The sequence below is a fragment of the Flavivirga eckloniae genome (assembly GCF_002886045.1).
Classification (GTDB): Bacteria; Bacteroidota; Bacteroidia; order Flavobacteriales; family Flavobacteriaceae; genus Flavivirga; species Flavivirga eckloniae.
In genome coordinates, this window is sequence record NZ_CP025791.1 from 832,118 (window position 1) to 846,104 (window position 13,987).

General features: G+C 32.5%; 16 protein-coding genes. 3 read left to right on the forward strand and 13 right to left on the reverse strand.

Annotated elements, in window-relative coordinates; genetic code table 11:
- Nucleotides 1-64: 64 nt before the first annotated feature.
- The 11 genes from coaE to C1H87_RS03515 form a co-directional block, all read right to left on the reverse strand.
- On the reverse strand, nucleotides 65-649 hold the full coding sequence (gene coaE / locus C1H87_RS03465) for a dephospho-CoA kinase (RefSeq protein WP_102754483.1): 585 nt from the start codon (nucleotides 647-649) through the stop codon (nucleotides 65-67).
- Complete coding sequence (locus C1H87_RS03470; RefSeq protein ID WP_233783323.1) at nucleotides 646-1,473, reverse strand: CdaR family protein; 828 nt, start codon at nucleotides 1,471-1,473, stop codon at nucleotides 646-648. The genes coaE and C1H87_RS03470 overlap by 4 nt, the downstream gene beginning before the upstream one ends.
- A gap of 128 nt (nucleotides 1,474-1,601) precedes the next feature.
- Nucleotides 1,602-2,609 (reverse strand): glycosyltransferase, encoded by a 1,008-nt coding sequence (locus tag C1H87_RS03475; protein WP_102754484.1) that lies wholly within the window; start codon nucleotides 2,607-2,609, stop codon nucleotides 1,602-1,604.
- A gap of 64 nt (nucleotides 2,610-2,673) precedes the next feature.
- Nucleotides 2,674-3,495: an enoyl-ACP reductase FabI gene (locus tag C1H87_RS03480; RefSeq protein WP_102754485.1), complete on the reverse strand. Its 822-nt coding sequence runs from the start codon at nucleotides 3,493-3,495 to the stop codon at nucleotides 2,674-2,676.
- A 60-nt stretch (nucleotides 3,496-3,555) separates the two neighbouring features.
- The gene (recN, locus tag C1H87_RS03485; RefSeq protein WP_102754486.1) at nucleotides 3,556-5,208 is read right to left on the reverse strand and encodes a DNA repair protein RecN; all 1,653 of its coding nucleotides are present in this window, start codon (nucleotides 5,206-5,208) and stop codon (nucleotides 3,556-3,558) included.
- Nucleotides 5,209-5,275: 67 nt separating this feature from the next.
- Nucleotides 5,276-6,163, reverse strand: a complete 888-nt coding sequence (gene porD, locus C1H87_RS03490; RefSeq protein ID WP_102754487.1) for a type IX secretion system protein PorD — start codon at nucleotides 6,161-6,163, stop codon at nucleotides 5,276-5,278.
- The gene (coaBC, locus tag C1H87_RS03495; RefSeq protein ID WP_102754488.1) at nucleotides 6,156-7,367 is read right to left on the reverse strand and encodes a bifunctional phosphopantothenoylcysteine decarboxylase/phosphopantothenate--cysteine ligase CoaBC; all 1,212 of its coding nucleotides are present in this window, start codon (nucleotides 7,365-7,367) and stop codon (nucleotides 6,156-6,158) included. Before coaBC ends, porD begins: the two co-directional genes overlap by 8 nt.
- Before the next feature lie 8 nt (nucleotides 7,368-7,375).
- Complete coding sequence (locus C1H87_RS03500) at nucleotides 7,376-7,702, reverse strand: DNA-directed RNA polymerase subunit omega (protein ID WP_102754489.1); 327 nt, start codon at nucleotides 7,700-7,702, stop codon at nucleotides 7,376-7,378.
- A gap of 12 nt (nucleotides 7,703-7,714) precedes the next feature.
- The gene (locus C1H87_RS03505; RefSeq protein WP_102754490.1) at nucleotides 7,715-8,560 is read right to left on the reverse strand and encodes an outer membrane protein assembly factor BamD; all 846 of its coding nucleotides are present in this window, start codon (nucleotides 8,558-8,560) and stop codon (nucleotides 7,715-7,717) included.
- Between the two features lie 204 nt (nucleotides 8,561-8,764).
- The gene (gene dapA, locus C1H87_RS03510) at nucleotides 8,765-9,643 is read right to left on the reverse strand and encodes a 4-hydroxy-tetrahydrodipicolinate synthase (protein WP_102754491.1); all 879 of its coding nucleotides are present in this window, start codon (nucleotides 9,641-9,643) and stop codon (nucleotides 8,765-8,767) included.
- Nucleotides 9,633-10,163, reverse strand: coding sequence for a DUF6913 domain-containing protein (locus C1H87_RS03515; RefSeq protein WP_102754492.1), 531 nt, complete (start codon nucleotides 10,161-10,163; stop codon nucleotides 9,633-9,635). The genes dapA and C1H87_RS03515 overlap by 11 nt, the downstream gene beginning before the upstream one ends.
- Nucleotides 10,164-10,245: 82 nt before the next feature.
- Between C1H87_RS03515 and C1H87_RS03520 the strand changes: the two genes are divergently transcribed.
- Nucleotides 10,246-10,980, forward strand: a complete 735-nt coding sequence (locus tag C1H87_RS03520) for a 5'-nucleotidase C-terminal domain-containing protein (protein ID WP_233783325.1) — start codon at nucleotides 10,246-10,248, stop codon at nucleotides 10,978-10,980.
- A 3-nt stretch (nucleotides 10,981-10,983) separates the two neighbouring features.
- Nucleotides 10,984-11,901 (forward strand): bifunctional metallophosphatase/5'-nucleotidase, encoded by a 918-nt coding sequence (locus C1H87_RS03525; RefSeq protein WP_102754494.1) that lies wholly within the window; start codon nucleotides 10,984-10,986, stop codon nucleotides 11,899-11,901.
- Here the strand turns inward: C1H87_RS03525 and C1H87_RS03530 are convergent.
- A complete protein-coding gene (locus tag C1H87_RS03530; protein WP_102754495.1) occupies nucleotides 11,898-12,653 on the reverse strand; it encodes a hypothetical protein in 756 nt (251 codons plus the stop codon). The two genes, C1H87_RS03525 and C1H87_RS03530, sit on opposite strands and share 4 nt — an antisense overlap.
- A gap of 181 nt (nucleotides 12,654-12,834) precedes the next feature.
- On the opposite strand from C1H87_RS03530, the gene C1H87_RS03535 reads away from it, so the two are divergent.
- Nucleotides 12,835-13,218, forward strand: a complete 384-nt coding sequence (locus C1H87_RS03535; RefSeq protein WP_102754496.1) for a DoxX family protein — start codon at nucleotides 12,835-12,837, stop codon at nucleotides 13,216-13,218.
- A gap of 3 nt (nucleotides 13,219-13,221) precedes the next feature.
- Here the strand turns inward: C1H87_RS03535 and C1H87_RS03540 are convergent, their stop codons facing one another.
- Nucleotides 13,222-13,965: a hypothetical protein gene (locus C1H87_RS03540; protein WP_102754497.1), complete on the reverse strand. Its 744-nt coding sequence runs from the start codon at nucleotides 13,963-13,965 to the stop codon at nucleotides 13,222-13,224.
- Nucleotides 13,966-13,987: the final 22 nt, after the last annotated feature.

The window sequence follows — 13,987 nt, forward strand, 5'->3', positions numbered from 1 at the left end:
ATTAACATTTATGACACTTCCCTTTTAACCTTACATTAACAAAAATGTTAAAACCTCTTCTTTTTCAAATTCTTTTAAGGATGTCTTCATGAATATCAACCACTTTACTCAGAGTAGTACTAAGATCAACATTATCAACTACGTAATGAGAAAGCTTTGTTTTTTCATCATCTGTCCACTGATTTTTCATGATAGCTTCAATCTTGGCTTTTGTTGTGTCATCACGCATTAAAAGACGTTCTATTCGTAATTCTTTGGGAGCTGTAACTGTAATAATGTAATCGCATGTTTTATAGCCATTGTTTTCAAACAAAATGGCTACTTCTTTTATTACATATGGTGTATCTTGTCTTAACATCCATTTTTCAAAATGCTTAGCGACTCTTGGGTGAACAATGCTATTCATTTTTTGCAAATAGGACTTATCGTTAAAGATAATATCTGCAATAAATTGTTTGTTAAGTTCCCCTTTAATATAAGCTTTTTTTCCAAATAACTCAACAAGCTCTCTTTTAATAGTCTTGGACTTGTTCATTAGGTTCTTAGCCTCTAGATCTGCTATATAAACGGGTACACCCAATGCTTCAAACTGTTTTGCGACAGTTGTTTTTCCGCTTCCTATACCTCCTGTAAGTCCTACAATAATCATTTTGTAATTATAAATTCTATACGTTTCTGATTAATCTTAACGTTTTTTGCAGTAGTGGGAAACGCTACTAATTCCGGTACTAAAAGGGATTGATCTCCCACTGTTTTTTCATAATCGCAAACAACTTTAAAGTCTTTATTTGTAATCGTATTAAAATTGCTTAAACTAACATAATAAGAGACATTCACTTCTTTTGGAAAGTACTTTATCTTGGCGCCCTTTGGTGTATTTATAATGTTTACCGGTATTTTAAGTGTACCTTCTGTAAATTTTTCTACATGAGCTTTTATGGTAACGCTATTGGCAGAAAACTTCAAATCGGCAGTATTTTCGGGTAACATCAGGTTAGTAGCTTCTTCAAAACTCGTTTTCACATCATTAAAAATAACTTCTTCTGTTTCTAAATACCCTATTTGGGATACCAAAGTGTTAGGCCCGATAACTGTTACAGAATCAGGTTCTGAAATCAACTTATCTGCAACATCATACCCAGGTTCAAAACTAATCGTAGCGTTTAATTTAACCGGTACTTTTTTAACCAGATTTACATCGTACTTGAAGGCTAGTTGATTGGGAGAAATATTAAGTAATTCTACCTGCTCGTCAAACTGGGTGTTGTTTAAATAGGCTTTAGATTTATTCCATAAAAAAGCATGCTTCTTTTTATCGACATCCTTACTAAAATCTACCCTAATTTTTGGTTTGGAAACGTAATACTTAAGCCATTTAAACCCATGTGTTTTTAGCGTGATATTCAAGGCCATAGAATCATTCAAAATCACATTCTCATCTGGTATATTAACCTTTTCGATATCAAAAGCCATAGTGTTTGTATATTCTTTTGATAGCTTGGAAAATATCAGGATTATAAACGAAAACAATAAAAAAACAAAAAATACATTGATTCTTTTATTTTTTATTGAAGCGAGTATTTTAGACTTTAACTTTTTTATCATTTCGATTTAAAAAATAATCCAGGAAAATAATTTTCTGGTTCTTTATTAAGTACTGAAACTGCAAATGTTGACTTTAAAAACCCGTAACCGTATCCAAAAAACTGAATGACGATAGCTACTATGGAAAGCAGAGAGACACTCAAGCTTTTTGTGTTTATTAAAGCTAACAATAATGCTAGGGAAAAATACAACACATACCCTGCCAAACCCCATTTAAAATTAAAAAAAATGAGCAAAATCGAAATTATAAATCCTAAACAAAAAATAGAAGGAAACCAATAGGTTAACTTTTTTGTAGATGGATGCCATTTATTAAGAATCGGACGTACCAATCCAAACTTATGTACTTGCTTATAAAACTTACTCCAGGAAATTCGGCGTTTGTGATATACAAAAGCCTCTGGAATTAATTTGGTTTTATATCCTAAGTTCCAGAGTCTGATGGACAAATCGGGGTCTTCTCCCGGGTGAATTCTTCCAAATCCCTTTGAAGCTATAAAAGCTTCTTTTGAGAGACCCATATTAAAACTTCTGGGCTGAAATGCATCTACACTTTTTTTATTGCCCCTAATGCCACCGGTAGTAATAAACGAGGTCATTGAAAAGTTAATGGCTTTTTGAAGATTTGTAAACGAACTGTGTGCTGCATCGGGCCCTCCAAAGCAATCAACATAATGCGTTTTTAGGCTTTTTACGACTTCAGTAAGGTAGTTTTTTGGTAAAATGCAATCGGAATCTAAAATGATAAAATAATTTCCTTTTGCATGTTGCATTCCAAAATTTCTTGAATCTCCTGGTCCTGAATTTTCTTTAAAAAAATAAGAGATGTCTAGTTTATCCTTATAAGCATCAACCACCTCCTTAGATGATATGGTTGAGCCATCTTCTACTATAACAACCTCAAAAGGTGTTTCTCCTTGTAAATGCTCAAAACTCTGTAAAAGTTCCTGTGTTTCGTCCGGACGATTATAAACAGGAATTATAAAAGAAAACTGTAATTGCATAAAACAAATGTAACAAAAAAGCCACCGTTTTACAGGTGGCTTGTTTTCAATATTAAAATACTTTTTAGTTTTGTTCTTTCATAAAAGCCTCCATAACAGCATCACTAACCCCCATGTTACTATAGCCTCCATCGTGAAACAGGTTTTGTAGCGTTACACGTTTGGTTAAATCGCTAAATAAAGACACGGTATAATTAGCACAATCTAAGGCTGTGGCGTTTCCTAATGGCGACATTTTATCGGCATAAGCTATAAAGCCATCAAACCCTTTAACACCATTGCCTGCTGTAGTTGGTGTAGGCGATTGAGAAATTGTATTTACACGTACGTTTTTATCTCTTCCAAAGAAATACCCAAAACTACGGGCAATACTTTCTAAATATGCTTTATTATCGGCCATATCGTTATAATCTGGAAAAACACGTTGCGCTGCCATATAAGTTAATGCTACAATACTCCCCCATTCGTTCATGGCATCAGCTTTATATAGTGTTTGCATAACTTTATGAAAAGACATAGCAGAAACATCGGTTCCTTTTTGCGTCCATGCATAATTCTGTGATGTATAATGATTTCCTTTTCTAACATTAATAGACATTCCTATAGAATGCAATACAAAGTCTATTTTACCCCCAAGAATCTCCATTGATTTTTCAACCAGATTTTGTAGGTCTTCTTCAGAAGTTGCATCTGCAGGAATTATTTGAGAACCTGTTTTTTCTGCTAATGCATTTATTTGCCCCATACGCATTGCTACCGGAGCATTTGTTAACACAAATGTTCCCCCTTCCTCATGCACACGCTCAGCAGTTTTCCAAGCAATCGAATTAGAGTCTAATGCTCCAAAAATGATCCCTTTTTTCCCTTTTAATAAATTATATGACATACTTTTTTTTGGTTTATATTTTAGTTCTTAGATTTTCCAAACAGCGCACAAAGATACTAATTAATTCAACAATTCTTTAGCATGTGCTATTGCAGATGAAGACATTTCTATACCCCCCAACATTTGAGCAATCTCGACAACGCGCTCATCATGATCTAATTTTACAAGATTAGTTTGTGTAGTATTATCTATATCTTCTTTATAAACTTTAAAATGCGAGTGTCCTTTTGCTGCTATTTGTGGTAAATGTGTAATTGAGAAAACCTGCATTGTTTTGCTCATTTGCAACATGATGTCCCCCATTTTATTTGATATTTCTCCAGAAACCCCAGTATCAATTTCATCAAACATAATAGTAGGCAACTTTATGTATTTTGATAAAACCGACTTTATGGCTAACATAATTCTGGATAGCTCTCCACCAGAAGCGGCTTTTTTCAGCTCATTAAAGTTCCCGCCTTTATTCGCAGAAAACAGAAACGATAATTCATCTTTTCCGTTAGTAAAAAAAGTATCGCTATAAATAGTCTCTATTTTAAATTGAGCATTTGGCATACCCAAACCAGCTAAAATATTTTCTAATTGCTTTTTTAACTTTGGAATGGCTTCTGTTCGATTTTCATGGATTGTTTTAGATATAGCATCCAGCTCGGCCGTTTTAGCCTCAATTTCCAACTGTTTTTTCTGGATAGTATCATCTAAGTTTTCCGTTATCGATACCTTTTCTTCTAAGTCGTTTTTTATCTTAATTAATTCTGAAACATTACTTGCTACATGTTTTTGCAGCAAATTATGAATTATTTTTAGTTTCGCATCAACAGTTTCCAATCTGGCAGGATCTACTTCCAAGCCATCTTTCAGCGTGTTAACCTCGTTAAACACATCGTCCATTTCTATCAAACTACTATTAACTCTATTAAATAAGTCTTCATATTTAGAGGATAGCCCAGATAGTTTCTGAAATGTGTTTTTTAATGTCGTTAATGTAGACAAGACCCCAACTTCTTCTTCATTTAATAAGTGATGGGCTTCGTCTAATTTTTCTTTTATCCCCTCTACATTATTAAGGGTTTCGTATTCTTCTTCTAAAGTTTCTAACTCGCCATCAATGAGGTTAGCTTCAACCAATTCATTTAACAAAAACGAATTATAATCGTGTTCTTTAATGGCTTCTGCCTGAAACGTTAAAAGCTCCTTTAATTCTTTTTGAAGGCCTTTATATACCTTTAATTCCTCCTTATACCCTTGTAGGTTCTTGTCGTTATTTGCTAGGGCATCGATGACTTGAAACTGAAATTCATTGCTGGTAAGTTCCAAGGTTTGATGTTGTGAGTGAATATCTATTAAACGCTCACCCAACAACTGTAAACTGCTTAAATTAACAGGAGAATCGTTTACAAATGCTCTTGATTTTCCAGAAGGCAATATCTCTCTACGAATAATAGTCTGTGATTCGTAATCGAAATCTTCAGCTTTAAAAAGTGATTTTAATTTATAGTCTGAAATATCAAATGCTGCTTCTATAATACATTTACGTGTGGTATCTTTCAAGCTACTTAAATCTGCTCGTTTTCCAAGAATTAACGACAACCCGCCAAGCAATATAGATTTACCCGCTCCTGTTTCTCCTGTAATTATAGAAAAGCCATCATTAAAATTAACATGAAGCGTATCTATTAAAGCGTAATTTTTTATTGAGAGTGATGTTAACAATGTGCTATTATTCAGTGTTTAATTTCGGGAAATAAATATAGTGAAAGCCTTTTAAATATTGAGCAACTTAAAACTTAATCTTTTGCCATTTGCTATTATGCATTGGCGCTACTTTTTGAAGTGTTTCTTTTACACTCGCTATATTTACATTAGGCCCTTCGCTAAAGATTTGTTCAATCTCGTCTGCTTTGGCATCAAAAAAAGTACGTAGTAAAAAAGAGTTAGGTCTACGGCTGTTCATAGCTTTAAATTGCTGCAAAGAATTTGCAACATTCTGCTTTCCTGTTTTTGTATTCTCACTCATCATATCCAAACCTTCCCTATGGTAAGCATATAAAACATCTCTATATTCTTTAAAAGTTGCAGACAGCACATTATCTATAAGCGCAAATCTGCTTTGTAAGCCGTCCTCTAATTTCCAGCCTTTAAAACTACCTTGTTGCGAATAATTTGCAATGGTCTGTGCCTGTTTATAATATACCTCACCGCCTTTTCTGGAGAATGAATCTGCATCTAAAGCTAAAACCATATAAATATGGAATGCTAACATAGATACTAAATTAGATTCGAACTGGTTAGGATTGAAAATTAAATTCTGGAATTCTAAATATCTAAAATTAAAATCCTTATCGTTAAAATTATAGATTGGCGTACTAAAGGATGAGCCAAAAATAGGTCGTGATGATTGCACTTGAAGGGTTGCTTGAAATGCCTCGCCGCTATAATCGCTAACATTTATAATCATGCTGCAATCTATACGTTCTTGCGACTTAAATGTCTTTTTTGTCCATTTGGTATTATTAACAAACTCATTTAGCTGCTTTTCCAAAGTTTTAAAAATCGGGAAATTTTCGTTACCCGTTTGCTGTGCGTTTACAACAACATCGCAATTTAGCTCTTGAGAAAACCCTTTAATTCCCAAACAAAGTATTAAAACAACTAGAATGTTACGCATGTATCTGTTCTATAATTTTATTTATCAAATCTTTAGCAACCGCTGTTTTCGATTTCAGTTCAAAGGCTGTAATGGTTTCTTTATCATCAATAAAAGTAACTTTGTTAGTATCACTTTTAAAACCAGCCCCTTTATCATTTAACGAATTTAAAACAATTAAATTTAAATTTTTACTTTTTAATTTTCCTTTTGCATTTTCAAGCTCATCGTTCGTCTCTAATGCAAACCCAACTAAAAACTGATTTGTTTTAATAGCTCCTAAGGATGCTAAAATATCTTTTGTTTTTTCTAACTCTAATGTTAACGTTGGTTCCTTCTTTTTTATTTTTTGAGAGGCAACTTCTTTTGGTGTAAAATCGGCTACAGCTGCCGAAAGTATTGCTATATCTACATCTTGAAAATAAGTATGCACAGATTCGTACATATCTTGTGCACTAATAACGGGAACGACCTGTATTAGAGCATGCGAAACCTTTTGATGTGTTGGCCCGGTAACTAAAACAACCTCGGCACCAAGATTTGCTGCTGCTTTGGCTATTTCGAACCCCATTTTACCACTGGAATGGTTTCCTATAAAACGAACGGGGTCTATAGCTTCGTAAGTTGGCCCTGCTGTTATTAGTACTTTTTTTCCTTTTAAAGGTAGCTTGTCTAAAATATCATTTTCAATAAAAGCAACAATATCTTCTGGTTCTGCCATTCTACCTTCTCCTACCAAACCACTAGCCAATTCACCACTTGTGGCTGGTATCATGATATTTCCAAAATCTTTTAAAGCATTAAAAGACTTGGCAGTACTTGGGTGTTTATACATATCTAAATCCATGGCAGGAGCAAAATACACAGGGCATTTCGCCGATAAATATGTTGCTAACAACAAATTATCGCTAGCACCATTTACCATTTTAGAAAGTGTATTGGCCGTTGCTGGGGCAATTATAAAAATATCTGCCCATAGCCCGAGATCTACATGGCTATTCCATACAGCATTATCATCGTCTTCATTTGTAAAAGATGAATATACCGGATGTTTTGAGAGTGTTGATAAGGTTAAGGGTGTTATAAATTCTTTGGAAGAAGGCGTCATAACAACTTTTACGTTGGCGCCTGCTTTTATAAATAACCTTACTAATGAAGCAGTTTTATAAGCGGCAATACCAGCACTGATGCCTAATAGTATATTTTTGCCGCTTAATATTGACATTTTAAAAATTATTCCTGATCTGCGTCAGTATTTCTAAAGTAAATTTTATCTGTTAGCCATTCTTGAACAGCTAACGCATGAGGTTTTGGTAATTTTTCATAAAATTTAGAAACCTCAATTTGCTCTTTGTTTTCAAAGATTTCTTCAAGACTATCGTTGTAAGTTGCGAATTCTTCCAACTTATCAATAAGTTCTTTTTTAATCTCTGTGTTAATTTGCTCTGCACGTCTGGCAATGATAGAAATTGACTCGTAGATGTTCTCTGTTGGCTCGTCAATTTGATTTCTGTCGTACGTTACCGTATTAACTGGAGCATTGGTTTTTTTTAAATCCATTGTCATTGATATTTAACTTTTTGTGCTGTATTTTTTTAGTTCCTCTTCTAAGCTTTCACCCATAGCATGAGCTTCCTCTTTGTACTTAGAGTCTGTATATGATTTTTTAAAGCCTGTATAATATTCTTTCGCCGTTTCAAGACGGTTTTTTCTTAAATGTTCTATAACGCCATCAACATTCTTTTTATATTCCCTACTATTCATAGCCAATTGATAGGCAGAATCCAGTCTGTAAAACAAAGCGTCTTCACGCAATACAGACCCAGGGAATTCGAAAAGAAAATTATCAAACGATTTTATTGCAGCATTAAAATCTTTGGAATATCCTGGAGCTATATCTCCATATTGCTTTGCAATGCTAAATGCTTTCTTTTCCAGTTTGAAATCTAATTCCTTAACTAATTTATTAGCCTCGGGAAGATGTTCAGATTCTGGAAATAAATTTATAAACGATTGAAGTTTCTCTATTGCTTCTTTGGTCTCCGTTTGATCTTTACTATAAACAGGAGATAACATATAATAGCTTTTTGCGCTTAAAAAAGAAGCTTCTTCTAACTTTTCACTTTTTGGATAGCTGGATGTAAAACGCTCAAATTGATAACCCGCAACATAGTAATCTTTCATTTTGTAAAATGAATTTGAGTACAAAAACATTAGTTTTTCTGCTTGTGGCTTACCTCTATACTTAGGTACTATCTGTGCAAAAAGCCTGTTAGCCTTAGTATACTTACCTTCGTTATACAGTTCTTCTCCTACTTTAAACTTTGTAGCTATACTTTCAGATTTTAATGTTCTTTGATATTCGCTACAACTGCTAAAAACAGCAACTATTATTAATATGTAAAAAAGCTTCTTCATCTATTGTTTTTCTCCGTTTTAAAAAACAGTACACTATTTATTTAAAATTCCGAACAATATCGAAATCTTAAATATGCGTATTTCTTGTTTTTTCAAACAGAATGCAAAATTAAGTTATTAATATGGATTTTAAAAATATTATTTTGAAGCTAAAATAGTTGCTTAAAGCTTATAATTGTAAGGTTTAAGTATTATTTAACAATCCTAAAACGCATTTACAAAATCTCCAATCTTTTCCTTTAATTCACCAGATGCTGGTACTAAAGGTAATCTAACTGTATCTTGACATAAATTTAGCGCTTCGTAAACAGCTTTTATTCCAGCAGGATTGTTTTCTTCAAAAATATAACCAATAACATCCATTAGTTTATAATGCAGCTTATACGATTCTTTTGCATCTCCTTTCAAACCTAAACGTATCATTTCTGAAAAATCCTTAGGGAATGCTTGACCTATAACAGAAATCACTCCAGCACCTCCTGCTAAAGTTATTCCTAAAGCTAAATCATCATCACCCGAAATAATCAAAAACTCCTCTGGTTTGTTCTTTATTAACTCTAAATATTGAGATACATTGTTCCCTGCCTCTTTAACGGCTATAATATTTTCAAAATCGTTCGCTAATCTTATAGTAGTTTCCGGCTCAATATTTTTTGATGTTCTGCCTGGAACATTATACAAAATAACGTCTACCGGCGATGCTTCCGAAATAGCCTTAAAATGTTGATAAATCCCTTCTTGGGTTGGTTTACTATAATATGGAGACACAGATAAAATGGCATCTATGTTACTTAAATCTGTTGTTTTTATTTCTTCAATAATCGCTGCGGTATTGCTACCTCCTATGCCTAAAACCATAGGCAAACGACCATTATTAGTATCGGAAATGGTTTTTATTACCTCCTTTTTTTCTTGCTTAGTAAGCGTTACGCTTTCTCCTGTTGTACCACAAATTACAAGGTATTCTATGCCATTGTCAATATTGAAATTAACAATATTTGCCAAAGCATTATGGTCTACACTTAAATCTGATTTAAAAGGGGTGACCAAAGCAACTCCAGTTCCTAAAAACCTACTGTTCATTCTTAATTTTATTTAATATGGTTAAGTATTTTATTGTCTCTTCTTTAAATAAGTCAAAATCTTTTAGTTTCGTTTTAATGATAAGGTCGTTTATACGTTCATCGTCCTGTACAATACCAATTTTAAATTGGGCTTTAGACATGGCAGTAATTAACTTTAGCTCTAAAACATCTTCTTCATAGTAGCTAATTAACGCATCGTACTTTGTTTCTAAAAACAACTGTAATTCTGCATTTTTAATAGCACCATTCCAACCAAAGTCTTTAGGATTAAAACAAACATCCCAGGAGGTTAGCATCCCTTTATCGTTTTTGGAGAAAGCGATGATTTTTAATTTGTTATCGCGAATTTTTAAAAAATTGGCGAATTTTCTAAATAGTTCAAAATCATCAATCTCATCAATATTCAAAATAACACCTAAGCTTTCTATCTGCTTATCAGTAACATTTACTTGTCGTTCTGATAACAATTTGTTTAAGTGCTTTTCAATAGATTTTTCTTTAAAACCCTTTAAAATCATTTATCTTTATACTTTGCACAAAGGTAGCAAAAGTACACTCAAAATATCCGTTTAATATATGAGGTTAACACATTTATTTTTTTTGTTATATTTTTTTAGTCTTTTTAGTTGCAAACAGTCTAAATTAGAGCTAACTAAAATTGAAGGAAAGCAAATTCAAATCACAGATTCTTTACCCGCTGACTCAGAAATTGAAGCCTATATTAAGCCATTTAGAGATAACATTCAAAAAGATCTAGACAGCGTTTTAGCTTATTCTGCAGATACTTATTCTAAATCTGATGGCGACTTTAATACGGCTATTGGCAATTTTATGGCAGATGCTGTATACAATGAAGCCAATCCTATTTTTAAAAGCAGAACTGGTAAAGACATTGATATGGTACTTCTTAACCATGGTGGTATCCGGTCTATTCTATCTAAAGGAAATATAACAAAAAGAACGGCTTTCGAATTAATGCCTTTTGAAAACAGTATTGTTGTAGTGGCCCTAAAAGGCAACCAAGTAAATAATTTAACGCAGTATTTAAGTAGAAAAAGGAGAGCACACCCTATATCTAAGCTAAAATTAGTCATAAATAAGGATTACGACATCGTTGAAGCAAAAATAAAAGGTAAGGCGATTGAACCTGATAAAGTATATTATGTTGCCACCAACGACTACTTATATAATGGTGGTGATAGTATGACTTTTTTTAAAACAAACGACAGCCTTTATGTTTTAAACTACAAAATTAGAAATGCTTTAATTGATAATTTTAAAAAGGCAGATACTATTAGCCCTGTAATTGACGACAGGTTTATTCAAATAAAATAAAAAATGAAACGTAGAGATTTTATACAACAAGCGTCTGCAGGAACTACGCTTGTTACATTAGGTGGTTTAGGCTTACAATCTTTTACAACCTCGGCTGCTACAAAAAGAATTACGATACTACACACTAACGATGTGCATAGCCATATTGATGCTTTTGGACCTGAAGACGGTAGAAATGCGAACAAAGGCGGCGTTGCCAGACGAGCTAGTTTAATTGAAGCTGTTAGAAAAGAAAACCCGAATACACTTTTGTTGGATGCTGGCGATATTTTTCAGGGCACCCCTTATTTTAATTACTATGGAGGCGAATTGGAATTTAAACTAATGAGCAAATTAAAATACGATGCTGCTACTATAGGCAATCATGATTTCGATAATGGTATTGACGGCTTATTTGCACAGCTGGATCATGCCACATTCCAATTTGTTTCTGCTAATTACGATTTCTCTAATACTATTATGGATACGCATACAAAGCCATATAAAGTATTCAAAAAAGATGGACTTAAAATAGGAGTCTTTGGACTTGGAATTGAGTTAGGTGGTTTGGTTGATCCTTCCATGTATAAAGAAACCAAATACTTAGACCCGATTGAGATTTCTCAGGACATGTCCAGAATTTTAAAGACCGAAGAACACTGCGACTTAATCATTTGCTTATCGCATTTAGGATACAACTACAAAAATAATAGCAAAAAGATTAGTGATTTAAAATTGGCAAAAGCCACAAAGGATATCGATTTAATTATTGGCGGCCATACACATACATTTTTATCTAAACCTACCATTGTTAAAAATGTAGTAGGTAAAAACATGCTTGTTAACCAAGTGGGTTGTTATGGTATCAACCTGGGTAAAATTGATTTTTACTTCGATTCCAATAAAAATGTTTCAGCCAAAGGCACTTCGATAATAGTTTAAACCAAAATATTTTTAGAAGAAAACGTTTTTTCTTTTGCCCTTGTATTTTGGGGTATTCTATATTTATTCTCTGCCATAATATATCTGAACACAAAAAAGAGTCCAGTTACATAAAGTGCTCTATGCAACATTTCGAAACTCCAATGATATAAGTAGTAAAGATTAACATAGTTTAAAATTGAAGAAAAGGCTATTAACATTACAGCTATCAAAAATATTATAGACGGCTTTGTCTCTGTATTTAAATAAACACCAAAAGCGATAAAAGCCAATACAATTATAGATAGGTTTTTTAAACCAAACAAAAGTACTTCCGTATTGTCTGGAATAACCACTTTTAATATGCTATATAGCGTATACAAAAAGAATACATTTATTAAGAAAACGCCTAATAAATATACTCCTATTAGTTTATTAACTTCAAACAGTTTGAACTTTGGCGCTACAATAGCGATCAAATACAAATAGCTTAAAAAGTAAAGTATACTCGAAACTTTAACAAAGGTTTCTCCCGAAAAGAATGTTAAAGACAGATCTCCAAGGAAAGAAAATATTAAAAAGGAAATAAACATGACTCCCAAGGATCTATACTTTAAAAAATAGAATGTTAAAAATGCGGGAATATACAATCCCATGGCCGATTTTAATAATAAAGTATTTTGTGAAAATGCAACAAAAAAACTCAGGGCTATTAATACTAATAAAGTACAAACGAATACCTTATTAAAAGTTAGGTTAAACCAATTTTTCATGATTTTGACAGTTAGTAGGTTATTCCAAATATAAAAATATATTTCTATTTCAACGATAAAAACATGCTTTTTATCGATTTTCGGTTAAAAATTATCCGTTTGTCTATAAAATTGAATGAGCAACTGATAAGTATTTACAAAAAATGCGTCTAATTTTTTAGTTAACAAAAACCCACACAAAATGAAAAAGTATTTTCCACTTGCCCTAAGAGTTATTGTTGCCTTTATTTTAATACAAACATTGCGATTTAAGTTTACAGCTCACCCAGATAGCGTGCATATTTTTAGTCAAGTTGGATTAGAGCCTTACGGTAGAATAGGCATTGGTGTTTTAGAGCTTATTGCTGGTACTTTTTTACTTATTCCAAAAACCATATGGATGGGAGCCACACTTACCTTAGGAGTCATTGGAGGGGCTATCTTTATGCATTTAACACAACTTGGAATTGAAGTAAATAACGATGAAGGGTTGCTATTCGCTACAGCTATAGTTACGTTTGTTCTTTCTGCTGCAATCCTATATATTTATAAAAAAGATATTCCTTTTATAAAAACGGTATCATAGAATTTACTCTATCACCATATACTTTTCTTCTTCACTTAACTCATTTAACAATTGCGATTGTTGGTAAAAAAAGTAAAAGGCAGTAAGTGTTAGTGTTGTAGAAATAAAATTAAGCAAGCTTCTTTCCGTAATATAGAAGTATGCTACTTGCATGACTTCGGAAAATACAATACATAAAGCACCAATAAATAAATACAAAGATTTTTTATTATCTCTATAGAAATAATTTAACAGTGCTGACGATAGCAATAAAAGCATTACAATATTATAAGTCATTTCAAGAAAATATTCATCAAACTTTTCCAGATTAGGACTCAATATTAATTGCAACACATATACCAGATAAATATTTAATACAGTTAAAACAATTAAGTGTATCTTAAAATTTCTAAGTACATAAAAAAAGCTAAGCGATTTGCTAATTTTTATAAATAGGAATAAGTAAGCGAGTATAAATAATAAATTCCCTACAAAATAATCTACTTGATATAACTCATATTGCTTAATGTACGGTTCTGGAATATGACTAATTATTAGTCCTATTAAGTCTGAAACAGAATAGCATAAAATAAACAGAACAAAAAATACATTCTTCTTTTGAGCAAAAATTAAATAAGTGATAGCTATTAATGGTGTGATTACATAATCTAAACTATGAGCTAAAGTATCGTCTCCTCTAAATTCGAAAAAGGCGAACAACACATATACCAATAAGACAAAACCACCCAAGACTTTCGACTTGTACATAACAGCTACTTTAAGTTAATGC